The sequence below is a fragment of the Caballeronia sp. LZ028 genome, from assembly GCF_031451415.1.
Classification (GTDB): domain Bacteria; phylum Pseudomonadota; class Gammaproteobacteria; order Burkholderiales; family Burkholderiaceae; genus Caballeronia; species Caballeronia zhejiangensis.
The window spans coordinates 1-23,237 of sequence record NZ_JARUXN010000017.1; the positions used below are offsets into that span (position 1 = coordinate 1).

At 63.4% G+C, this 23,237-nt stretch carries 21 protein-coding genes; 16 read left to right on the forward strand and 5 right to left on the reverse strand.

Features of this window, described 5'->3' with window-relative positions; genetic code table 11:
* The 3 genes from QCE58_RS32755 to QCE58_RS32765 all read left to right on the forward strand — a co-directional run.
* Positions 1-373, forward strand: a 373-nt coding sequence (locus QCE58_RS32755) for an FAD-binding protein (RefSeq protein ID WP_309781068.1), incomplete at its 5' end; no start/stop codon positions are given.
* A gap of 2 nt (positions 374-375) precedes the next feature.
* A complete protein-coding gene (locus QCE58_RS32760) occupies positions 376-900 on the forward strand; it encodes a DUF2889 domain-containing protein (protein WP_008346878.1) in 525 nt (174 codons plus the stop codon).
* Between the two features lie 82 nt (positions 901-982).
* Entirely contained in the window at positions 983-2,455 is a 1,473-nt protein-coding gene (locus QCE58_RS32765; RefSeq protein WP_250522320.1) for a mechanosensitive ion channel family protein, read from the forward strand.
* Positions 2,456-2,464: 9 nt separating this feature from the next.
* On the opposite strand, the gene flhC is transcribed toward QCE58_RS32765, so the two are convergent.
* Positions 2,465-3,073: a flagellar transcriptional regulator FlhC gene (gene flhC / locus QCE58_RS32770; protein ID WP_175981699.1), complete on the reverse strand. Its 609-nt coding sequence runs from the start codon at positions 3,071-3,073 to the stop codon at positions 2,465-2,467.
* Positions 3,074-3,095: 22 nt separating this feature from the next.
* Positions 3,096-3,413, reverse strand: coding sequence for a flagellar transcriptional regulator FlhD (flhD, locus tag QCE58_RS32775; protein WP_008346874.1), 318 nt, complete (start codon positions 3,411-3,413; stop codon positions 3,096-3,098).
* A gap of 324 nt (positions 3,414-3,737) precedes the next feature.
* Here flhD and QCE58_RS32780 point away from each other — a divergent pair, with 324 nt between their 5' ends.
* The 5 genes from QCE58_RS32780 to QCE58_RS32800 all read left to right on the forward strand — a co-directional run bounded on the left by QCE58_RS32780 (position 3,738) and on the right by QCE58_RS32800 (position 9,064).
* Positions 3,738-4,622 (forward strand): LysR substrate-binding domain-containing protein, encoded by an 885-nt coding sequence (locus tag QCE58_RS32780; protein ID WP_008346873.1) that lies wholly within the window; start codon positions 3,738-3,740, stop codon positions 4,620-4,622.
* A gap of 138 nt (positions 4,623-4,760) precedes the next feature.
* Positions 4,761-6,002: a CaiB/BaiF CoA-transferase family protein gene (locus tag QCE58_RS32785; RefSeq protein ID WP_175981521.1), complete on the forward strand. Its 1,242-nt coding sequence runs from the start codon at positions 4,761-4,763 to the stop codon at positions 6,000-6,002.
* Positions 5,999-6,775 carry an enoyl-CoA hydratase-related protein gene (locus QCE58_RS32790; RefSeq protein ID WP_008346871.1) on the forward strand — a complete coding sequence of 259 codons (777 nt, stop codon included), beginning with the start codon at positions 5,999-6,001 and terminating at the stop codon, positions 6,773-6,775. The genes QCE58_RS32785 and QCE58_RS32790 overlap by 4 nt, the downstream gene beginning before the upstream one ends.
* Positions 6,776-6,805: 30 nt before the next feature.
* The gene (locus QCE58_RS32795; RefSeq protein ID WP_250522319.1) at positions 6,806-7,627 is read left to right on the forward strand and encodes an enoyl-CoA hydratase-related protein; all 822 of its coding nucleotides are present in this window, start codon (positions 6,806-6,808) and stop codon (positions 7,625-7,627) included.
* A 63-nt stretch (positions 7,628-7,690) separates the two neighbouring features.
* Positions 7,691-9,064, forward strand: coding sequence for an MFS transporter (locus QCE58_RS32800; protein ID WP_250503679.1), 1,374 nt, complete (start codon positions 7,691-7,693; stop codon positions 9,062-9,064).
* 49 nt (positions 9,065-9,113) lie between these two features.
* Here QCE58_RS32800 and QCE58_RS32805 read toward each other — a convergent pair whose 3' ends face one another.
* On the reverse strand, positions 9,114-10,490 hold the full coding sequence (locus tag QCE58_RS32805; RefSeq protein WP_250522318.1) for an NAD-dependent succinate-semialdehyde dehydrogenase: 1,377 nt from the start codon (positions 10,488-10,490) through the stop codon (positions 9,114-9,116).
* Between the two features lie 125 nt (positions 10,491-10,615).
* Between QCE58_RS32805 and QCE58_RS32810 the strand changes: the two genes are divergently transcribed.
* A complete protein-coding gene (locus QCE58_RS32810; RefSeq protein WP_250522317.1) occupies positions 10,616-11,596 on the forward strand; it encodes an AraC family transcriptional regulator in 981 nt (326 codons plus the stop codon).
* A 14-nt stretch (positions 11,597-11,610) separates the two neighbouring features.
* Here the strand turns inward: QCE58_RS32810 and QCE58_RS32815 are convergent, their stop codons facing one another.
* On the reverse strand, positions 11,611-12,564 hold the full coding sequence (locus tag QCE58_RS32815) for a LysR family transcriptional regulator (protein WP_033535810.1): 954 nt from the start codon (positions 12,562-12,564) through the stop codon (positions 11,611-11,613).
* A gap of 185 nt (positions 12,565-12,749) precedes the next feature.
* Here QCE58_RS32815 and QCE58_RS32820 point away from each other — a divergent pair, with 185 nt between their 5' ends.
* Genes QCE58_RS32820 through QCE58_RS32845 form a run of 6 tightly spaced genes read left to right on the forward strand, consistent with a single transcriptional unit; the run spans position 12,750 to position 20,851 of the window.
* Entirely contained in the window at positions 12,750-14,795 is a 2,046-nt protein-coding gene (locus QCE58_RS32820) for a hydantoinase/oxoprolinase family protein (protein ID WP_250522316.1), read from the forward strand.
* 4 nt (positions 14,796-14,799) lie between these two features.
* On the forward strand, positions 14,800-16,533 hold the full coding sequence (locus QCE58_RS32825; protein ID WP_175981530.1) for a hydantoinase B/oxoprolinase family protein: 1,734 nt from the start codon (positions 14,800-14,802) through the stop codon (positions 16,531-16,533).
* Entirely contained in the window at positions 16,530-17,699 is a 1,170-nt protein-coding gene (locus tag QCE58_RS32830; protein WP_250522315.1) for a CaiB/BaiF CoA-transferase family protein, read from the forward strand. Before QCE58_RS32825 ends, QCE58_RS32830 begins: the two co-directional genes overlap by 4 nt.
* Positions 17,696-18,508, forward strand: coding sequence for an enoyl-CoA hydratase-related protein (locus tag QCE58_RS32835; protein WP_008346858.1), 813 nt, complete (start codon positions 17,696-17,698; stop codon positions 18,506-18,508). The genes QCE58_RS32830 and QCE58_RS32835 overlap by 4 nt, the downstream gene beginning before the upstream one ends.
* Before the next feature lie 32 nt (positions 18,509-18,540).
* The gene (locus QCE58_RS32840; protein WP_008346855.1) at positions 18,541-19,902 is read left to right on the forward strand and encodes an MFS transporter; all 1,362 of its coding nucleotides are present in this window, start codon (positions 18,541-18,543) and stop codon (positions 19,900-19,902) included.
* A 13-nt stretch (positions 19,903-19,915) separates the two neighbouring features.
* Positions 19,916-20,851, forward strand: coding sequence for a hydroxymethylglutaryl-CoA lyase (locus QCE58_RS32845; protein WP_250479246.1), 936 nt, complete (start codon positions 19,916-19,918; stop codon positions 20,849-20,851).
* Between the two features lie 14 nt (positions 20,852-20,865).
* Here QCE58_RS32845 and QCE58_RS32850 read toward each other — a convergent pair whose 3' ends face one another.
* A complete protein-coding gene (locus QCE58_RS32850; RefSeq protein ID WP_051996399.1) occupies positions 20,866-21,618 on the reverse strand; it encodes an alpha/beta fold hydrolase in 753 nt (250 codons plus the stop codon).
* Between the two features lie 225 nt (positions 21,619-21,843).
* Here QCE58_RS32850 and QCE58_RS32855 point away from each other — a divergent pair, with 225 nt between their 5' ends.
* On the forward strand, positions 21,844-23,232 hold the full coding sequence (locus tag QCE58_RS32855) for an MFS transporter (protein WP_008346849.1): 1,389 nt from the start codon (positions 21,844-21,846) through the stop codon (positions 23,230-23,232).
* Positions 23,233-23,237 lie beyond the last annotated feature (5 nt).

The window sequence follows — 23,237 nt, forward strand, 5'->3', positions numbered from 1 at the left end:
TCGTCCGGAACTGACGAGCGCGCACATCATCGTGTCGGGTGGCCGTGGTCTGGGCAGCGGCGAGAACTACACGAAGACGCTAGAACCGCTCGCCGACAAACTCGGCGCGGCGCTGGGCGCATCGCGCGCGGCAGTCGATGCCGGCTATGTCCCGAACGACTTTCAGGTCGGTCAAACCGGCAAGATCGTCGCGCCGCAACTGTACGTTGCAGTCGGCATCTCGGGCGCGATTCAGCACTTGGCCGGCATGAAAGACTCGAAGGTCATCGTCGCCATCAACAAAGACCCCGAAGCGCCGATCTTCAGCGTCGCCGATTACGGTCTCGTCGGCGATCTGTTCTCCGTCGTGCCGGATCTCGCGAGCACGCTGTGACGATGGATCGCGTGCCGCTGCACACGCGCCAGATCACGCTGCAAGGCTTCAGACGCGCGGATGGCCTCTACGACATCGAAGGCCATCTGCGCGACACGAAGTCATACGATCGCGATTCCCATGGCGTGATCGTCAAGGCGGGCGATCCGGTGCACGAGATGATGCTGCGCATGACCATCGGCGTCGATTTCGTCATCCGCGAGGCGAAGGCCGAATCGATCATCGTGCCGTATGTCGGCCATTGCGAAACGATCGCGCCCGACTATCGCAAGCTCGAAGGCATGAAGCTCGCGCCGGGCTTCATGCGCGAAATCAGAAACGTGTTCGGCGGCTTGCGCGGCTGCACGCATCTGACCGAACTCATCGGCGCGGTGGCCACCGCCGCATTTCAGACGATGAGCGAGGAAATCAACGCGAGCGGCACCATGCGGCCGTTCCAGCTCGACGGATGTCACGCGCTTCGTACGGATGGTCCGCTCGTGAAGGCATTTCATCCGAAGTGGTACGAGGCGCCGAAGCGCCTTTGACGCATCGGCGTGCGAGCCGTGGCTAGCGCGCGTTGCCAGCAAATGTGTATTCTCTCGAAGTCGTTCCTCGAGAGGAGCATCCGTGAAATACCCCTTGCTTCTGGGCTTCGGCATCGTCGCAATCGACGTGATCGTGTGGCGCGCGCGATTGCCCGACAATGACCTGGCCCGGCTCTTCATACGGCTCGCGCTTTTTTTTCTATTGAGCTGGGTGCTCTTTGCATCGGGTCTGAGTCCGTTCACGCAGGCGCCGTTCGCCGACGTCGTCGAATTGCACTGGGCGGGGCAAATTCTCGAAATCATCTGGTGGTTGATGGGCGCGCGCCTGCTCACGCTCTCACTCGACACGCTGCTGCTTCCACGCGCCTGGAGAAAACAGCGGCTGTTCTCGGACGTTTTCGGTGCCGTGGTGTTTCTCGCGGCGGCCGTGGCGGCGCTTGGCTTCGTGCTCGAACTGCCGGTACGCGGCCTCGTTGCGACATCGGGCGCACTGGCGATCGTGCTGGGCCTCGCTATCCAGAGCACGCTCAGCGATGTATTCGCGGGCATCGTCATCAACACGACGGAACCCTACGCGATAGGTGACTGGGTGACGATCGACGACGTCGAGGGCAAGGTCGTCGAGATGAACTGGCGCGCGACACATCTGTTGACGGGGCAAGGCAATACGCTCATCGTGCCTAACGCTGTCGCGGCGAAGGCGAAAATCACCAATAACAGCAGACCGGGCGACGTCCACGGCATATCGATCGTCCTCGAGATCGAACCCGAGGCGCGGCCGAAGACCGTGCTGGACGCACTCGGGCGCGCGCTTACCGGTTGTAATCTGATTCTCGCGACGCCGGCCCCATACGCCCGCATGAAGCGCACGACGACGAACTCGGTCCAGTATGAAGTGGTGGCCTTCGTCGACGACATGAACAAAAAGCTCGCCGTATGCAACGAGCTCTTCGACCTCTGCTACCGCCATCTCACCGCGGCTGGCGTGGCATGGCGCGCGCTGGGCGTAGCGGCGCCCGCGCTTGCATCGAGAGATGAAAAAGAAGCCTTGTTAAGACGCGTCGACTTGTTCGACAGCCTTTCAGGCGAGGAAATAACGCGGCTCGCGAAGCGTTTGTCGCGACACGAATATCAGGCGAATCATCAGATCCTGGCGCCCGACACCGTGCCCGATAGCTTGTCGATCGTGCATTCGGGCGTGCTCTCGGTCGCGGTCGTCGAAGCGGCAGGCGCTCGCGAGGTTGCTCGCATCGGGCCGGGCGAAGCATTCGGGGAAGCGGGATTGCTCGCCGGAATCGCGATGCAAGTATCGATCTCGACGCTCACGCCATCGGTTCTATTTCAGCTGGCCAAGGACGACATGACGTCGTTTCTCAAAGATCATCCGGAAGTAGCGAAGCAAATGTGCGAGCTTCTGGCGTATCGGCAGGATAAGCTCGGCAAGCTCGCGACTCCGATGCCCGCCGAGCACGAACAAGGCCACTCGCTGTTCCAGTGGTTGATCGGGAAAGTATGGAACGCGCATTCGCTGAATCACGACTCCCGAAGCGATTGAGCATACGGCTCAAGCTGCTTCAGCGGAGATGGGTCGCGCGGCCGGATCGATCACATTCTCGTCAGTCACCGACGCAAAAGCCTGAACGGCCGCGCGTGCCGCCGCTTTCCTCGTCTTGCCCGCACGCGACGGCGGCTGGCAGGCGCCGCACACGACGCCGTGCTGCAAGTCATGCTTGTGCGCGACGAACTTGCCGGTGCAGCGGCAGCAGGGCGTCAATTGCAGCATCTCCGCCTCGAAGAAACGCACGAGCGTCCAGGCGCGCGTCAGGTCGAGCACCGGTTCGGCGTCGTTGCGCGTGCAGTGCTCCAGATACAGCCGATATCCTTTGGTCAGCGCATCGAGGTGCGAGCAGCTCGCTTCGTTCTTGAGGAACAGATAAGTGTTGAAGAATAGCGACGCGTGAATGTTCGAAAGCCACGGCATGTACCAGTCCGCGGAGAAAGGCAGCATTCCCTTTGGCGGCGACACGCCTCGCACTTCACGATAAAGACGGATGAGACGTTCGCGCGAGAGCGTGAGTTCGCTTTCGAGGACCTGCATGCGCGCACCGAGTTCGATGAGCGCGACTGCGCGAAACACCTCTTGCGCTTCTTCGGTCAGGCTTTTCTTTGCAATGAGGTTCATGGAGGACGGCGCCTTAGATCAGCAGTTTGACGGGCTGACCTGCCAATAGAACGGCAGCATGCGTCGAAGCGATGTCGGCGTGCTTCGGAGGTTGCGTCAGCGCGGAGAGCAGCATGTGATCGTTGAAGCGGAACGCGCATAACAGCTGATCGGAAGAGGCGAGCTTCACGACTTGGGGCAGCGAGAGGCTCATCAGCAGATCGGCAACCTCGGCGGATAGCCCGAGGCGAAACATGCCGATCGCGCGGTCCTCGCGCAAGATTCGCTGCGCCAGGATGAGATAGGAAAGATTGATCTCTCGAATGCTTTCTTGGATTTCGAAGGTGCTCATCTTTTTAGGCCTTGATGTCTCCAAGGCTTTCGTTGCCTTCAATGATTTCAGTCTAGGCGCGCGTCTCCACCGGATCAATCGTCAGAAGATTGATTTTAATTAATCGATTAGCAACACCGTTAAAGGATTGTTATCCCGTTCTCCGGGAACGGAATATGCGCTGCGGGGCGGCCTTGTCGGGACAGGAAAGCGGCTTTGCCACGATGATCGAGCGGCAGTCGATACCGGCGGCGCTTCAGTATTCAACTATCCGGCGAGTGGCCGCCTACCGAACCTCGACCATTTTCGCGCCACAATCCCGACATGCTTCCACACGGACAGGCTATGGAACGTCGCGCACTGCTTCCCCCGTTGAATCCGACCCGGGCGTTCGAGGCGACCGGACGCCTGCTGAGTATTTCCAAGGCCGCCGACGAATTGGCCGTGACGCCCGCCGCCGTCAGCCGGCAGGTACGCACGCTCGAAGCCTATCTGGGCGTCGATCTGTTCGAGCGTGTGAAAGGACGGCTTGAGCTGACCTCGGCGGGTGCGCGGTATCTGGCGGAGTTGATGCCGCTCTTCGCAGCGCTGCGCGAAGCCACCGACAGTTTGCGTTCGTCGGAACGGCGCGCCCGCGTGCTCAAGATCCGCTCGCCCGCCACATTCGCGGTGCGCTGGCTGATTCCGCGTCTCGCGAGCTTTCATCGGCTGCATGAAAACATCGACGTGCAACTGACGACATCACCGGCTCCGCTCAATTTCGCGCGTGAGGATATCGACGCCGGCATTCAGCTAGGCGACGGCAAGTGGCCCGGTCTGCGCGTGCAACGTCTGATCGCGAACGAACTGGTGCCTGTCGCCGCGCCGTCGAGACAGGTCAAGGCGCGCTCGCAGTTACAGGGCGAAACGCTTCTGCACACGCTCGCACGCCCTGAAGACTGGACCTTGTGGCTGAAGGCTGCGGGCCTTCCATTGAGCGGGCGACGCCGCGAGATGCGCTACGAAACGTCGCTGCTCGCGTATCAGGCAGCGATCGAAGGGCACGGCGTCGCGATCGCGCAGAAGGCGCTGGTGCGCAGCGAACTCGAAAGCGGTCTGCTCGTCGCTCCGTTTTCATTCGAGCTGGACCGCGGCAATCACACATACTACTTCGCGTGGCCGACGGCGCGTCCGCAATCCGATGCACTGAAGATTTTCCGCCGATGGCTGCACTCGTTGCTCAACGAATAGCGCTCACGAATCGCCGACCCTTTAACAAAAAGTCAAAGGCTCGTTTCTAAATTGTCGATTGTCCGGAAGGCCGGTGAGTACCTATTCTCGTCGGCATGATTCGTCGCAGTGACGAGTCACGAGACAGGACAATCACAAATGCCAAGAGACAGCCTCAACGGCGTGCGGGTGATCGATTTCTCGCATGTCCTCGCCGGTCCGGTCTGCTCGATGACACTCGCCGATCTCGGCGCGCACGTCGTCAAGATCGAGCCGCCCGACGGCGAGATCGGGCGGCGCATCGGCCCGCCGTGGATCAGCGGTGAAAGCCCGGCCTTCATCAGCGTCAACCGCAACAAGTACAGCGTCGCGATCGATCTGAAAACCGACGCGGGGCGCGAAGCCGTTCGCCGCATGTTGCGCGAGGCCGACGTGCTCGTCGAAAACTTTCGGCCGGGCGTGATGGCATCGATGGGACTCGACTTCGACGCACTGCGTCAGTTGAATCCCCGGCTCGTCTACTGCTCGATCTCCGCCTTCGGTCAGACGGGCGCGAATCGCAAGCGGCCGGGCGTCGATGGCGTGATCCAGGCTGTCAGCGGTCTGATGAGCACGCTCGGCACGACGAACGCCGAGCCGCTGAAAGTCCCGATTCCCGTTGCCGACATGATGGGCGGCTATCTCGCATCGATCGCGATTCTCGGCGCGCTGCATCAGGTTCGCGCGGGCGGCGGTGCCCAGCATCTCGACGTGAGTCTCTACAACGCGACGCTGATGCTGCAGCAGATCGGCTTCGCTGCGTATTTCGCGTCCGGCCGCGAGCCGGAAAAAACCGGCAGCGCCGCGCCTTATGCATGCCCGAACGAAGCGTTCCCGACGCAGGACGGCTGGATGATGGTCGTCGCCTATCATCCGGAACGATGGCGCGCGCTGTGCGAGGTGCTCGCATCGTCCGCACTCGCAGCGGATCCGCGCTTCGCCACCAATGACGATCGCGTGCGCCATCGCAAGGCGCTGCATCACATGCTCGCGGCGCGTTTCGTCGAACGCCCGACCGCGGAGTGGATGGAACGGCTCGCAGCGCGGGACATTCTGTGTTCGCCCGTCGCAACCTACGGCGATGTCATCGAAACGGCGGAATACGCCGAATGCGGACTGGCGCAGACGATCGATCATCCGGTCGCGGGAATCATGCGTACGCACGGCTTCGCGCTCGGTCCATCCGACCGCGCAAGCGTGCCCGACGTGCCAGCGCCGCTGACGGGCCAGCACACGCTGCAGATGCTGGAGCGATACGGCTTCGCCCAAAGCGAGATCGCGGAACTGCTGAACGCGGGCGTGATCCGCCTGGGCCGCGCAACGCGCGAGACCTGCGATGAAGACCGCAAGGTGAGCGCATGAGCGCCGCGATGATACGGAGCGAACGACGCGGCCAGGTCGCGCTCGTGCGTCTCGCGTCGGATAACCCGCTCAATCCGCTGACCGACGCGTTGATGGATCAGCTCATCGACGTCCTGCTGCGCAACGAAGCCGATCCGCAAATTCACGCAATCGTTCTGACAGGGTCCGACAAGGCCTTCGCCGCCGGCGCCGACATCGTCGCGATGTCGAAGCTCGATTACGCGAGCGCATTCTCGGATGACTACATCGGACGAAGCTGGGACCGCATCCGCATGGCCCGCAAGCCGATCATCGCTGCGGTAGGCGGCTATGCGCTCGGCGGCGGCTGCGAACTGGCGATGATGTGCGACATCGTCATCGCCGCGGACGATGCGCTCTTCGGCCAGCCCGAAATCAAGCTCGGCATCGTGCCGGGCGCGGGCGGCACGCAGCGTCTGCCGCGCGCGGTAGGCAAATCGACCGCGATGCTCGCGTGCCTGACCGGCGAATCCTTCAACGCAAGCGAGGCATTGGCATATGGACTCGTGTCGATGGTCGTCGCTCGCGAGCGCTTGATCGACGAAGCGATGCGCGTCGGCGAGCAGATCGCGCGTCATTCGCTGCCGGTGATCGTCGCGATCAAGGAAGCCGTCAATCGTGCGTTCGAGTCCTCGCTGTCGGAAGGTCTGTTGTTCGAGCGAAGGCTATTTCATGCGGGCTTTGCGCTCGCCGATCAGAAAGAAGGCATGGCCGCGTTTCTCGAACGTCGTCAGGCCGCATTCCAGAACCGGTAGTTGCCGGCGAAACTATCAGGAGACTATGTCGTGTCAGCTTATTCAAACGATGCGGGTTCGCTGGTCGAGTCATCCCTCGACGACGGCGTGCTCGTGCTCACGCTCAACAGCGCAAGCGACGGCAACGCGCTGAACGTCGCGATGACAGAGGCGCTGTCGGATGCGCTCGAAGAGATCAACGACCGGCGCGACATGCATTGCGTCCTGCTGCGTTCGTCGTCGCGGCATTTCTGCACGGGTGGCAACGTGAAGGACATGCAAAGCGGCAGCGATCTGATGAGCGGCAGCGTCGAAGACGTGCGCGACCGCTTGCATCGCAGCTTGCACCGGATCACGCGCGCATTGAGCGGTCTCGATGTGCCTTCGGTATGCGCGGTCAATGGCGCCGCAGTCGGAGCGGGCTGCGATCTCGCGTTGATGTGCGATATCCGCGTGGCGAGCACGAAAGCCGTTTTCGCAGAGAGCTTCTTGCGGCTGGGACTTGTATCGGGCATCGGCGGATCGTGGTTTCTCGCGCGCATCGTCGGCTATGCGAAGGCGCTCGAACTGACGCTGACCAGCGAGTTCATCGATGCGGAAGCGGCGCTCAAGCTCGGCATCGTCTCGAAGGTCGTGCCGGAGGATGCGCTCGACACCGAAGCGTTGTCGCTGGCGAAACGCATCGCGCACAGCCCGCCGACTGCACTGCGCATGGCGAAGCGGCTCGTGCGCGAAGCGGCCGATGCATCGCTTGAAACGACGCTCGAAATGGCGGCGAGCATGCAGGCCATTCTGTTGTGCGGCCGCGAGCACAAGGAGGCTGTCGACCGGTTTCTCGCGCAGCAAGCGGCGAAGAAGCGCACGCACATGTGATGCGCCTTACGGCCACTGCGTCGATCGCGCGGGGCCTCACGAACTGAATCACAGGAGACGACCATGTCCACGACTTCCGGCGCGCGACATTCAAAGCCCGGCATGCTGCGGATCATCGCGACATCGAGCCTCGGCACGATGCTCGAGTACTACGATTTCTTCGTCTACGTCGCGCTGACATCGACGCTGACGCACTTGTTCCTGCCATCGACGGATCGCACGGTCGCCGCGATGGCGGGCGTCGCCACGTTCGGCATCGCGTATGTCGCGCGGCCGCTCGGCACGATCATCTTCAGCCCGATGGCCGACCGCATCGGACGCAAGAAGACCTTCGTCATCACGCTCGCGATCATGGGTATCGCGACGGTGGGCATCGGCTGTCTGCCGACCTACGCGATGGCCGGCCTGCTTGCGCCGATCGGCCTCATCGCGCTGCGCGTGGTGCAGGGCATCGCGCTCGGCGGCGAATATGGCTCCGCGGTCGTCTACGTCATGGAGCATGCGCCCGCGGGCCGCAAAGGCATGGCGACGAGCGTGCTGCAAAGCACCGCGAGCCTCGGCCTTTTGCTCGCGCTCGCTATCGTGTCAGCGCTGAAGTTCGCGCTCGATGCAGCCGCATTCGAATCGTGGGGCTGGCGCGTCCCGTTCCTGATCTCGGCGCCGATCGTCGCGGTGGCGACATGGATCCGGCTCGGCATGAAGGAAACGCCCGTGTTCGCGGAGATGAAAGAGGCGGGCCGTCTGTCGAAATCGCCGCTGCAGGACACGTTGTCGAGCGCGACGTCGTGGAAGGCGATTCTCGTCGCGATGTTCGGCGCGCAAGGCGGAACGTCGGTATCGCTTTATACGTCGATCGTCTACATGCTGTACTTCCTGCAGAACGTGTTGAAGGTCGATCCGTCGCGCGCGAATCTCTGCCTTGGCGTCGCTATCGTCGTGGCCGCGCCGCTTTATCCGGCGTTCGGCCGTCTGTCCGATGCGATCGGCCGGGCGCGCGTGATGCTGATCGGCATCGTGCTCTGGATACTCGCAGCGTATCCGGCATTCGCGGGCATCAGGACGAATGCGCTCGCGGGCGGCTGGGTCACGGTGACGCTGCTCGTCGCGCTGCTCGCCGTGTTGACCGCGATGATCATGGCGCCGCTGCCCGCGTTTATCGCCGAATGTTTTCCACCGCAAAGCAGGACCACGGGCTTCGGATTGTCGCAACAACTCGGCAATGTGCTGTTCGGCGGGTTTCTTCCGTTGATCAGTCTTTCGCTCGTCAATCTGACGGGCAACCCGCTTGCGGGCGTCGGGTATTCGATCGTTTCGCTGTTGCCCTGCCTTGCCGTTACCTATTTTTGGGGACTGCGGCAGGATCGGCTCATTCGTCAGCGTCATTACGAAGTGCAGTGCGCGAGCCCTGCCGACACGGCTCAATTGCCGGTACGTTGAATCGGCGATGACACGAAGCGCGGCATCGCGATGCCGCGCTTCGCGTGGTTCAGGCGAGACCGGCCATCAGCGTGTATTTCACATGCACATATTCCTCGATTCCATGATGACTGCCTTCGCGTCCGTAACCGGATTGCTTCACGCCGCCGAACGGCACCGAAGCCGTGCCGACCGAGCCGGAATTCAGAATCACCATGCCCGCCTCGAGGTTGCGCGACAGCCGGAACGAGCGGCCCAGATCGCGCGTGAACGCATAGGCGACGAGTCCATATTCGCTGTCGTTGCTGCGTGCGATGACTTCTGCTTCGGTCGAGAAGCGATAGATCGGAAAGACAGGACCGAAGATTTCGGTCGATGCGATCGGCATATCGTCCGCGACATCGACGAGAATCGTGGGCGCATAGAAGAGTCCGCCTTTCGCGTGCGCATGTCCGCCGAGCACGGCCTTGGCGCCGCGTTCGCGCGAATCGTCGACGAGCTTGCCGACCTTGTCGATGGCCGCACGATTGATCAGCGGACCGACGACGAACCGGTCCTGCAGCCCTTGATCGACCGGGATCGCTTCGACGAGCGCCTTGACGCGCTGAACGAACGCATCGTGGATGCTCGCCTGCACATACACGCGGTTCGGCGAAATGCAGACCTGTCCGCTGTTGCGCAGCTTCGCGGACACGAGCGCTTTCGCGGCTTCGTCGAGATCGGCATCGTCGAAAACGATGAAGGGCGCGTTGCCGCCGAGTTCCATCGTCATTGTCTTCAGCGTGCCGGCGCACTGCGCGGCGAGCAGCTTGCCGACCGCGGTCGAACCCGTGAACGAGATCTTGCGAATGCGCGGATCGTCGGTGATGAGTTTGCCGATCTGAACGGGGTCGCCCGTCACCATTTCGAACACGCCTTCCGGAATGCCGGCGCGGCGCGCATATTCGAGCAGCTTGTATGCGGTCAGCGGCGTTTCCTCGGCAGGCTTCAAGAGGATCGTGCAACCTGCCGCGAGCGCGGTCGCGACCTTGCGCGTAATCATCATGAACGGGAAGTTCCACGGCGTGATCGACGCAACCGGCCCGACAGGCTCTTTCGTGACGATCACCGCTGCGTCTTTCGCGTGCGTGGGGATGGTATCGCCGTACACGCGTTTCGCTTCCTCCGCGTACCATTCGACGAAGCCCAGGCCATAGTCGATTTCGCCGAAGGCTTCCGACATGCACTTGCCGTTCTCGCGGCACATCAGTTCGGCGAATGCGGTCTTGTCGGCGCTGACGAGGTCGAACCATGCGCGCAGCAGTGCGCTTCGTTCGCGTGCCAATGTGCGCGACCACGCCGGAAAGGCCGCGCATGTGCGGTCGATGGCGGCGCGCACCTGCGCTTCCGTATGATGTTCGACTTGCCCGACGAGCGTGCCGTCGGCGGGATTGAGTACATCGATCATGCTTGTTCTCCGAGGTGAGTTGACTTGCATGATCGAATGTTAGGCATATGGCAATGCGACGAGAACGCGTGATCGTCTGCAAAGCTTGCCCGATTCTATGAACACGCCTTTATCGAACTCGACGCATGAAAACGCACCGCCCGCCCAAATTGCCGACGATGGAAACCGAAGCCGCCGCACTCGCTCGCGTGCACGCTTCGATGGTGAGCCGGCTGCTGGAACTCGCGCCGAACGAAGGCTATAACGCGACGCCGATGCCGGACATTCGCCTGTTGCGATCGAACCGTCCGCTCACGCGTACGCCGGTGCTGTACGAGCCGGGTATCGTCGTCATCGCGCAAGGCCGCAAGCGCGGCTATCTCGGCAGCAAGGTGTATGTCTACGATGCGCAGCACTATCTGGCTGTCGCGTTGCCGCTGCCGTTCTCGATGGAAACCGACGCCACCGCCGACGAACCGTTGCTCGCGGTGTACGTGCGTCTCGATGCGACGCTCGCCGCCGATGTATTGCTGCAGATCGACGAGCGCAATGGCGTGGTGCCCGGCGAGCCGGGCGGCATGGCCACGACGCGGCTCGATCTCGCGCTCGGCGAAACCATGCTGCGCTTTCTCGACGCAATGCGCGATCCGCTCGAAGCCGCGCTATTGGGGCCGACGCTGGTGCGCGAGATTTACTTTCGCGTGTTTATCGGCGAGCAGGGCGCTTCGATGCGCGCCGCGCTTGACCTCGATGGACATTTCGGGCGCATTTCCAAGGTGCTGCGCAAGATCCATTCGAGCTATGCCGAGGCGCTGACGATCGAAACGCTCGCAAGGGAAGCGGCCATGAGCGTGCCGTCCTTTCATACGCACTTCAAGGCGGCCACCAATACTTCTCCGCTGCAGTACATCAAGTCGACGCGACTGCATCAGGCGAGGCTATTGATGGCGCGGCAAGGCATGACGGCTGCGGCGGCGAGCGCGCGAGTCGGCTATGAGAGCGCATCGCAGTTCAGCCGCGAATTCAAGCGGCTTTTCGGCGGCACGCCTTCGGAAGAATTACGACGAATGAAGCGGCATTTCGCGGTGCCGGAGGCGGGGCCGTCGCCTTATGTGTCGTCGCATTGAACCGACGTTCCTCGTTAAAGCTCATTGCGTCGAAGCTGCTCGTCGCGCTTCTCTTTGCATAACTCGATGAACCTCTGCACCGGCGCCGTCGGCGTAGCGCCGCGACGCGTTGCGATCCCGTACGGCGCGCCACGTCGCTCGATACGGATCGGCAGCACCGCCATCATGCCGTGCGCCTGAAAGTATTGCGCGACCTTCAGCGGCATCAGCGCAACGGTCCCCGCGCTGGCGCGCAATAACGACAACGTCGCGAACGTCGATGACGTTTCGATCGCGTATCGCGGAAAAGGAACCTCCGCGTCGTCGAAAAGCTGTTCGAGCAGCGAGCGCATCGGCAGGGCGGCTTGCGGCACGATCCACGGATTGTCCGCAAGCGCTTCGAGCGTCAGGCGCTGCACGCTCGCGAGCGGATCGGCGCCATCGACCACGAGACACACTTCCTCCACTTCGAGCGGAATGAAATCGTAAGCCTCAGGGTGAACGCTGATGCTCGGCCGCCCGATGACGAGATCGAGCAGACGCTGATCGAGCATCGACAGCAAACGCGCGCTGTTGTCCTCCCAGACCTCGACGGACACGTCCGGCTGCACTTGCCGCAGCGCACGCAGGATGGGCGCGAGCCACTCGGGCATCGAACCCATCACCGCGCCGATGGCAAGCATCCCTCCGCCGCCGCGCATGATGGCCGCAAGCTCGTCGCGCAGCGCGCCGATCTCCGAACGCACCGCGCGCGCGTGACGAATCACGCAGCGCCCGAGTTCGTTCGGCACGATGCCGCGCGGCGAACGGGCAAACAGTTCAGTGCCGAACATCGCCTCGATTTCGCGCAGCGACTTGGTCGTCGCGGGCTGCGAGAGCGACACCTGTTGCGCCGCCTTGCGCAGCGAGCCATGGTCGTCGAGCGCGATCAAAAGCGCGACGTGATTGCCGCGCAGCCGCCTCAATATCGCATCGATACTGGTTATCACCGATATAACTCCAACGTCTCACCTGATCGGAACGTTTCATTATCTGGCCGCGCCGATGCCTCTTTAAACTGGCTCGGTCGATGTTCGTCACAGCCGGGCGCTCGACGGCGCGGCTCGATCATGCCGGAACTCACGCGGCCTCGGCAAGCGCAGCAGAAATCACGCATCCACAGGAGAGAGGCAAATTGAAAAGAATCGGACTCGATGTCGGCGGCACCTTCACCGATGTCGTGATGGTGGACGACGAAGCAGGGCGCATCTGGTCGACCAAGGTGCCGACGACGCCGAAGGATCGCGTCATCGGCACGATTGAAGGCTTTCGCAAGATTCTCGAACTCTCGGGCACCGACAGCGCCGACGTATCGTTCATCGGCCACGGCACGACGATGGCGACCAACATGGTCGTCGAGGGCACCGGCGCGAAGACCGCGCTCGTCACCACGCGCGGCTTTCGCGACATCCTCGAACTAAGGCGCGTGTCGCGTCACGACCGCGCCGATCTTTACGATCTGCTGTTCGAGAATCCGCGTCCGCTCGTCGAGCGCCGCTGGCGGCTCGAAGTGAACGAGCGCCTGCGCCATGACGGCAGCATCGAAACGCCGCTCGATCACGCGCAGCTCGAAGCGCTCGCCGAAGAGATTCGCGCGTCGGATATCGAAGCCGTCGCCGTGTGCTTTCTGCACGCGCACGTCAATCCGCGGCACGAACGCGAAGCCGTCGAAACGCTGCGCCGTCTGCTGCCGGAGCGCTTCGTGTGTGCATCGCACGAAGTGAATCCCGAATCGATGGAATACGAGCGCGCGAGCTCGACGGTCATCAACGCGATGCTCGGTCCGGTCTGCGGGCGCTACATCGGCCGGCTCATCAGCGCGCTGGCGCAGCATGGCTTCGCGGGCAAGTTCCTTTTCATGCAGTCGAACGGCGGGCTCGCGAGTCCGGCCATGGTCGCCGACAAGCCGATCGTGCTGCTCGAATCCGGCCCGGCGGGCGGCGTCTCGGCGGCGATCCGCAACTGCGAGAAGAGCGAGCTGAAGAACGCGATTCTCGGCGACATGGGCGGCACGACCTTCGATGTTTCGCTGATCCGCGACTCGCGCCCCGAACTCCGCAACAAGAGCCTGCTGCACACGTACACCGTGCGCTCGCCCAGCATCGACATCGATTCGGTCGGCGCGGGCGGCGGCTCCATCGTGTGGATCGACGCGGGCGGCGGCGTGCGCATCGGACCGGAGAGCGCGGGCGCCGATCCCGGACCGGCGTGCTACGGGCGCGGTGGCACGCGCCCGACCGTCACGGACTGCAATCTGGTTCTCGGCTATATCGATCCCGACAGCTTCCTCGGCGGCGAATTCAAGCTCGATGCGCAGGCGGCATGGCGCGTCGTCGATGAAGTCATCGCGCAGCCGCTCGGCGTCTCCGTGCCCGAAGCCGCGCAGGTCGTGCGCTCGGTCGCGAACGCGTTGATGGCGCAGGCCATCCGCATCATGACAGTCGAGCGCGGCTACGACCCGCGCGAGTTCTCGTACATCTGCTACGGCGGCGCGGGGCCGGTGCACGCGGTCGATCTCGCCCACGAAATGGGTATCCGGCGCGTGGTGATTCCGCCGCTGCCGGGTCTTTTCAGCGCGTTCGGCATGACGGTCGCGGATCAGCAATACGACTATCAGCGTCCGCTGGAAAGCGATCTCGCGATGATCGACGACGCGACTCTGAACGCCGCGCTCGATGAACTGGCAGCGCTTGGCATGGAAGAGCTTCAGCGTCACGGCGTCGAAGCGCAGGGCGTGAACGTCGTGCGTCTCGCCGATTGCCGCTACGCCGGCCAGCCCGATGTCATCACGGTCGAAGTGCAGGCAGACGCAGTGGGCATCCGCGCGGCGCTCGCGCAAGCCTTCGAGGACGCGCATCTGCGGCAATGGAACTTCATCAGCAAGGACAAGCCGGTCGTGGTCGCCAACGTGCGTCTGCAACTCGTGACGACGACCGGCTGGCGCGGCTCGGTCGCGAGCGCCGATGGTGGCGCGCTGCCGCAGCCGGTTCGCACCCGCGAAGTGTATTTCGATGGCCACGCGCGCACGCTGCCGGTGTTCGCGCGCACGCAGATTCCGGTCGGCGCGACGATCGAAGGGCCGGCGGTCATCGAAGAACACAGCAGTTGCGCGGTGCTGAAGGCGTCGCATGTCGCGCGCGTCGATCCCGATCTCAATCTCGTCATCGAACTGGCAGCCTGAATTCATGGACATCGTTACTTACGAAATCATCCGCAGCAGTCTCTTCGCGATCGCCCGTGAAATGAAGATCGCGATGATGCGCACCGCCGGCAGCCCGCTCATGCACGCGAGCGGCGATTCGTCGGCGGCCATTTTCGACGCCGACATGCAGCTCGTCGCGCAAGGCAACGACATCCCGACGATGCTCGGCTCGGCCGTCATCTCGACGCGCGTGTCGGTGGAAGCGGTCGGGCGCGAGAACCTGCGTCCCGGCGACGTCATCGTCAGCAACGACGCCTATGTGGGCGGCGGCAATCATCAGCCGGACGTGCAGTTCACGCGGCCCGTTTTCGCGGGCGGCAGGATCGTCGCCTTCGTGATGACGCGCGGCCACTGGACCGACATCGGCGGACAGTCGCCGGGCAGCTATACCGTCACGACGTGGGACGTGTTCGCCGAAGGCATCCGCATTCCGCCGGTGTTTCTGTATCGTAACGACGAGCCGGTGCAGGACATGCTCAACCTGCTCACGCGAAACAGCCGCAACGCGCACGAACTGCTGCTCGACATTCAGGCGCAATACGCGGGCACGTTCGTCGGCGACCGGCGCATCGGCGAACTGGTGGCGAAGTATGGCGCCGATGCATTGCGCGACGTGATGAGCCAGAGTCTCGATCACTCGGAGAAGCTCATTCGCGCGGAGATCGCACGCATTCCGGACGGCGTGTACGAAGCGCAGGAGTATCTCGATCCGATCGAGGCGCCGGGCTGGAAACAGGAGCGGCCGCTGCTCAAGGTGAAGATCACGAAGACGGGCGATCACATCACGTTCGATTACACCGGCACCGGGCCGCAGGCGCGCGGCGGCATCAACTGTCCGCTTTCGGTGACGTGCAACAGCACCTGGTTCACCGTGAAAGCGCTGACCGATCCGGGCATTCCGACCAACCAGGGCTGCTATCGGCCGGTGACGATCATCGCGCCCGAGGGCAGCGTGCTGAACTGCCGCTATCCGGCGTCGGTGGTGTCGGGCAACACGGAGACCTCGCCGCGCGTGATCGATCTGCTGCTCAAGGCGCTTGCGCCCGCGGTGCCGGAGCGCATCACCGGACAAAGCAACTGCGCGTCGTGCGCGGGCATTTTCAGCGGACGCGATACCGATGCCGCGCGCATCGCCCGAACCGGTCAGGAGTTCGTCACCATGCACGACGTTCACGCGGGCGGCATGGGCGCGCGCGCGCAGAAGGACGGCGTGAGCGGCGTGCGCGTCTACGTGGGCAACGCGGGCAGTCAGTCGATCGAAATGATCGAAGCGACTTCGCCGCTGATGGTCGAGGAATGGTCGCTCGTCACCGACAGCGGCGGCGCGGGCCGACAGCGCGGCGGGCTGACATCGCGGCGCGTGTATCGCGTGGAATACGACGAAGCCACCTTCACCGTGTCCGGCGAACGCGGACGTTCCGCGCCCGAAGGTCACTTCGGCGGGCAGGCCGGCACGCGCTTTCTGTGCGTCGTCGAACGCGCGGACGGCAGCACGCAGGAGGTCGCGGCGAAGGGCGGACAGACGGTCGTGTATCGCGGCGATCGCGTGACCGTGCAGCCCGCGGGCAGCGGCGGCTATGGCGATCCGCGCGAACGCGATGAGAAGCGCGTCGATGCCGATGTCGCCGATGGCTACATCAGCGCCGATGCCGCCGCGCAAGTCTACGGCCGCACGCGCGAAACCATCGACGCACCGCTCGAAGTCACCGCCGAATGAGCGCGAGCGAAGCCATGAACCAGCCTTTGCCGCTCGCGGGCGTGTGCGTGATCGAGATCGGCCACAGTCTCGCCGCGCCGTATGCGGGCATGATCCTCGGGTCGCTCGGCGCGGACGTCATCAAGATCGAAAGCGCGGAACACGGCGACTACGCGCGCGATTGGGGCCCGCCTTTCGTCGATGGCGCGGCCGCGTTGTTTCATGCGGTGAATCACGGCAAAAAAAGCATCGCGATGTCGCTGTCGAATCCGGACGAAGCACAGGCGTTGCGCGAGCTGATCTCGCAACGCGCCGATGTCGTGCTGCAAAACCTGAAGGCGGGCGGCACGGAGAAATACGGTCTCGGCGGCGAGGCGATGCTGCGCATGAAGCCGTCGCTCGTCTATTGCAATCTCGGCGCGTTCGGCACGGCCGGGCCGCTGCGCGACAAGCCCGGCTACGATCCGCTTGTGCAGGCGCTTTCGGGCCTGATGAGCTTTCTCGGTCAGCCGGGCGAGCCGCTGTCGCGCATTCCGGTTTCGGTGAACGACATGGGCACCGGACTCTGGGCCGCGATCGGCGTGCTCGCCGCGCTCCTCCGGCGCCAGACGACGGGCGCGGGCGAGATCGTGTCCGTGTCGCTGTACGAGACGGCGATCAGTTGGGCGGGCATCCAGATCGCCGACTATCTCGCGTCGGGCGTGCTGCCGGGACGCTGGGGATCGGGGACGGCCGCGATCGTGCCGCATCAGGCCTTCGAATGCGCGGACGGCACCATCATGGTCGCCGCGGGCAACGACCGCCTGTTCCGCCGCTTGTGCGACGTGCTCGATATCGCCGCGCTCGCCGACGACGCGCGCTTCGTCACCAACGGCGCGCGCGTGACCAATCGCGTCGCGCTGATCGACTTGCTGCATATCGAGTTCCGCAAGCGGGGCACCGCGCACTGGCTGGAAGCGCTCGATACGGCGGGCATTCCGTGCGGACCGATTCAGACCGTCGATCAGGTCGTCGAACACGAGCAGACCAAGGCGCTCGATCTGCTGCGCATCACCGACGACGGCGCGGCGACGGTCGTCGGCGTGCCGATTTCATTCGGCGGCGTGCGGCCTGCGCGCACCGGCGTCACGCCGAAACTCGGCGAACACAATCATCTGCTGGCGAAGAAAACACTGGAGACATCGTGAAACTTGCATCGCAACTGGTCGGCGCGCTCGACACGCTGACGCTCGAAGAAATCGACGAACAGATTCTCATCGTCAAGCTGAATCGTCCGGAAGTCTCGAACGCGATCAGCACGACGATGGGCGACGAGATCATCCGCGTATTCGGTGCGCTCGAAGCGAACCCCGCGCTGTATCGCTGCGTGATCCTGACGGGCGCGGGCGAACGCGCGTTCTGCGGCGGCGCGGACCTCAAGCAGCGCGAAGGCATGACCGACGAGCAGTTCGGCGTGCAGCACTATCTGTTCGAGCGCATGAACCGCGCGCTCACGTATTGCCCGGTGCCGGTCATCTGCGCGGCCAACGGCGCGGCGGTCGCGGGCGGACTCGAACTGCTGCTCGCGTGCGACTTCGCTTATGCCGTCAGCCACGCGACGTTCGGCTTCACCGAAGTGAAGCGCGGCATCATGCCGGGCGGCGGCGGCACGCAGCAACTGCCGCGCGCGATCGGCGTGCGGCGCGCGAAAGAGCTGATCCTGCGCGGCGGCAAGTTCACGGCGCAGGAAGCGCTCGCGTGGGGCGTAGTCAACCGGCTGTGCGAGCCGGGGCGCGTGCTCGCCGACGCCATCGACGCCGCGCGCGACATCTGCACGAGCGCGCCGCTTTCGGTCGCGCAGGCGAAGAAGGCGATCGACCTCGGCATGCAGGGCGATCTGCGCACCGGGCTCTATCTGGAAATCGAAGCGTATAACCGGCTGATTCCGACCGAGGATCGTCTCGAAGGCATCAGCGCTTACAACGAGAAGCGCGCGCCGCGATTCAAAGGCCGCTAGATCAAAACCCGGACTCACCGGAGGAGACAGACATGACACCCGACATCGGCAGCTTCGACAGGCCCAAGGCCGAAGCGACCTACGGCAAGATCACGCGCAGGCTCATCCCCTTTTTGTTCCTGTGCTATGTGTTTGCGTTTCTCGATCGCATCAACATCGGCATCGCGCAACTCGACATGAAGCACGACGTGGGCTTCAGCGATCTCACTTACAGCATCGGCGCGGGCATCTTCTTTCTCGGCTACGTGCTGATGGAAGTGCCGAGCAATCTGCTGCTCGCGCGTATCGGCGTGAAGCGCACGTTCTCGCGCATCATGATTCTGTGGGGCTTGATCGCGGCGGGCACGGCGTTCGTCACGCTGCCATCGCATCTCTATACCGTGCGCTTCTTTCTCGGGCTCGCGGAAGCGGGGCTTTATCCCGGCGTGATCTTCTATCTCACGCGCTGGTATCCGGTCGAGCGGCGCGCGAAGGTCATCGCCATCTTCACTTGCGCGACGGGCATCGCGGGCCTGTTCGGCGGGCCGCTGTCGGGCGCGCTGATGACTTACTTCGACGGCTATGGCGGCCTGCACGGCTGGCAGTGGATGTTCATCGTGCAAGGCTTGCCCGCGAGCGTGCTCGGCGTGATCGCGTTCTTCTTTCTCGATGACGGCCCGCAGCAGGCGAAGTGGCTCACCGAGAACGAAAAGGCGATCGTGCTCGACGACATCCGCAAGAGTTCGAGCGTCTCGACGAAGCACGCGGAGCATACGTTCGGCCGCGCGCTGAAGGACTTTCGCGTCTACGTGATGGGCTTCGTGTGGTTCACGCAGATCGCCGGCGTATTCGCGATCGGCTTCTGGCTGCCGACGCTCATCAAGAGCGCGGGCGTGTCGGGCGCGTTGCAGATCGGCTGCTATTCGGCGATCCCGTACTTCGTGAGCTGGATCGCGCTCATCGCGCTGAACCGTCATTCGGATCGCACGATGGAGCGGCGCTGGCACTGCGCGATCGCGATGGTGTTCGGCGCGGCCGGTCTCGTCGTCGCGGCGTTCACGACGGGCAACCTTGCGCTGTCGCTCGCGGCGTTGTCGGTGGCCACCGCCGGCATCCTCGCGCCGAATCCGCTGATCTGGGCGATCTCGACCGATTACATTCGCGGCAGCGGCGCGGCGGGCGGCGTCGCGGTGATCAACTGCGTCGGCCTGCTCGGCGGCTTCGTGAGCCCGATGATCATCGGCTCGATCAAGACGATGACGAACAGCATGGCGGGCGGACTCGGCGCGATCGCGCTTCTGATGGTGCTCGGCGCAATTGCAGCCGTGGTGCTTGCGCCGTCGACATCGGCGGTCGCAAGCGGCGCAGGACATACGGATGAAGGCAGCGATGCCGTCGCGGACGCGACCATCTGAAACCGGAGCAGACATGAAAGAAAGAGACGTGCAGATTCGCGAAGTGGGCTTGCGCGATGGCTTGCAGATGGTGCGAACGATCCTCACGAGCGGGCAAAAGCTCGAATGGTGCGCGCGCATGGTCGATGCGGGCGTGGTCGATATCGAAGTGACGTCGTTCGTGCCGCCGAAAGTCGTGCCGCAATTCGCGGATGCGGTCGAGGTCGCGGCAGGCGCGCTTGCCATCGACGGTCTTCATGCAGCGGCACTGGTGCCGAATCTGAAAGGCGCGCAACGTGCATTCGATGTGGGGCTGAACAAGGTGCATTACGTGCTCTCCGCGAGCAACGAGCACAACCTGAAGAACGTGCGGCGCAGCACGGCGGAATCGGTCGCGGACTTCGAGCGCATCGCGGCGGCGCGTGACGAACTGAATCGCGATGTCGTGCTCGGCGCGGGCGTGGCGACCGCGTTCGGCTGCACGATCGCGGGCAAGGTCGATGAACGCACGGTGCTCGGACTCGTCGAGACGCTCATCGATGCGGGCGCGCAGGAGATCACCATCGCCGATACGGTCGGCTATGCGAATCCCGCGCAAGTGCGCGGGCTGATGCGGCAGGTCATGTCGCTTGCGGGAGCGGTGCCCGTCGCCTGTCACTTCCACGATACGCGCGGGCTGGGCCTCGCCAATGTCATGGCTGCGCTCGATGCAGGCGTGCGTGCTTTCGATGCATCGCTCGGCGGGCTCGGCGGCTGTCCGTTCGCGCCCAACGCGACGGGCAACATCAATACCGAGGACACGGTGTTCATGCTCGAAGCGCAGGGCTTGCGCACGGGCATCGACATAAACAAGCTGCTGGCGATACGCGAGACGATCGCCGCATGGTTGCCGGGCGAGCCGTTCACGGGCGCGATCGCCCGCGCGGGACTACCCGCGACCTTCGTCGCTCGCGAGGCCGTCGCCGCGTAACTTCAGTCAGCGGCTCAGGATGCCGCCGCGAGCCGTTCCAGCAGATCGGCGAGCAGGCCGGGCGCGAGCACCATCGCGTCATGGCCGGTGTCGATGCGCTCCCAGCCCCAATCCGGGCATTGCGATTTGACATGCTCGCGCACCGGCGCGAGCGTGTCGTATGAAGGATTCGCGCAGTGCACGTAAGTGCAGGGCAGGCCATTGCCGAGCGGCGATTGGAGTTGAAGCGGCGTGGTGTAGGTCGCGAGCGGATGGGGCGTGAGCCGCCGTTGAACCCACTCGGCAAGCGGATGATCATCCGGAATGCCGGTGCCTTTCAGTCCGTTGACGGGCATCGCGATTGCCTGGCCGCTTGCGCCGACCGATGCCATGCGCTCATCGACGACGCTTGCGGGCAGCACATCGAACGCGGACTGGCCGCTTTGCGCGAGCAGGCTGTCGAGGAAGACGATGGTGCGCAGCGTGTGCGCGATGCGATCGGCGACGCCCGACGCGACGAGTCCGCCATAACTATGGCCGACCAGCACGACGCCGTTCAATTCCTCCGCCTCGATGACGTTGACGATATCCTCGATGTTCACATCGAGCGACGTGACCGACTCAATCAGATGATGGCGCTCGCCGAGTCCGGTCATGGTCGGCGCGACGACGCGATGACCACGCGCGATCAGTTCATCCGCGACGAAGCGCCAGACCCAGCCGCCATGCCATGCGCCGTGAATCAGGACGAAGTTGAACTGCGTGTCGTTCCGTGGACTGCTCTTCAAGTCGGTCTCCTGATCGATGTGCACGAATGCACAAATCGTCTCAGAGATAGCGCGGCCACGCAACCGGTTACGCATGCAACTATCACCGCTGCTTACTGGTTATCACCGATATAACCCGCGCGTCTCACCTGATCTGATCTTTTCACTATCCGCGTCTATCGATGTTTCTTAGACTGGCTCCATTGCTCGAATCGTGGCCCACGCCGTCAATCATGGAGAGCGCGAGTGAACCCGTCCGTTGTGGAATCCGATCCGGCGTCAGCCGATTCTTCGCAAGTTCCTTCCACCGCACTCGCGCATGAGCGGGCGCTCTACTGGCGCGTCACGCTGCGCATCGTGCCCTTGCTATTCGTGTGCTACGTCGTCGCGTTTCTGGATCGCATCAATGTCGGCTTTGCGAAGCTGCAGATGCAGGACGCGCTCGGTTTCAGCGACAGCGTGTACGGCCTCGGCGCAGGCATCTTCTTTCTCTCGTACTGTCTGCTCGAAGTGCCGAGCGCGATGCTGCTCCGGCGCATGGGCGCGAAGAAGACGATCGCGCGCATCATGATCTGCTGGGGCATCGTCGGGGCATGCTCCGCGTTCGTCACGAACGTCACGCAGTTTTATATCGTGCGTCTGCTGCTCGGCGTGTTCGAAGCGGGCTTCTTTCCCGGCGTCATCTTCTATCTGAGCTCGTGGTTTCCGGAGAGACGGCGCGGTGTCATCATCGCGTGCTTCATGGTCGGATTTCCGGTCGCGGGTCTTGTCGGCGGTCCGGTCTCCGGTTGGGCGATGACGAGTCTCGCGAACGTCGCCCATCTCGCCGGATGGCAATGGCTTTATATCGTCGAGGCATTGCCGGCGGTCGTGCTCGGTCTCGTCACGCTGATGCTGCTGGACGACAACATCGACAAAGCGAAATGGCTCACCGAAGCGGAGAAGGGCGTGCTTCGCCAAGGTTTCGATGTCGAGATGGAACGAAAGCGAAGGGCAGGGCAACACGGTCACGCGAAGCTCGCCGAGGCGCTCGCGGATCCGAAAGTCTATATGCTCGCGTTCATCGATTTTGCCTTCGTTTGCGGCACGTATTCAGTGACGTTCTGGCTTCCGACCGTCATGAAAGACTCGGGCATTACGAATCTTTCGCTGCTCGGATGGCTTTCCGTCATACCGTACGGAATGGGCGCGATCGGGATGGTCACGATAAGCCGAAGCTCGGATCGCATGCTCGAACGCCGTTGGCATGCGGCGATCTCGGGTTTCATCGGCGCTGCCGCGTTGTTGATGGTTTCGCATCCGACCAACTCGCCCGCGTTGACCGTTGCGTTGCTGACGGTGGCCTGCGTCGGCATCTTCGCGACCAACGTGCTGATCTGGTCGCTCGCAGCGGATTATCTGAACGGATCGCCGGCGGCGGCGACGAGCATCGCGTTCGTCAATTGCATCGGCTTGTTGAGCGGCTTTTGCAGTCCCTTCGTCATCGGATGGCTGAAGACCGCGACGGGAACGCTCGTCAGCGGCCTCTACGTGATGACGGCGATACTCGTCGCGGGCATTCTCGTGATGCTGCTCGGCTTCAAACGTCATACCGAAACGCAGGCGCGCGCCGCGCTGACGGCAGGAACAGAGTGAACCCT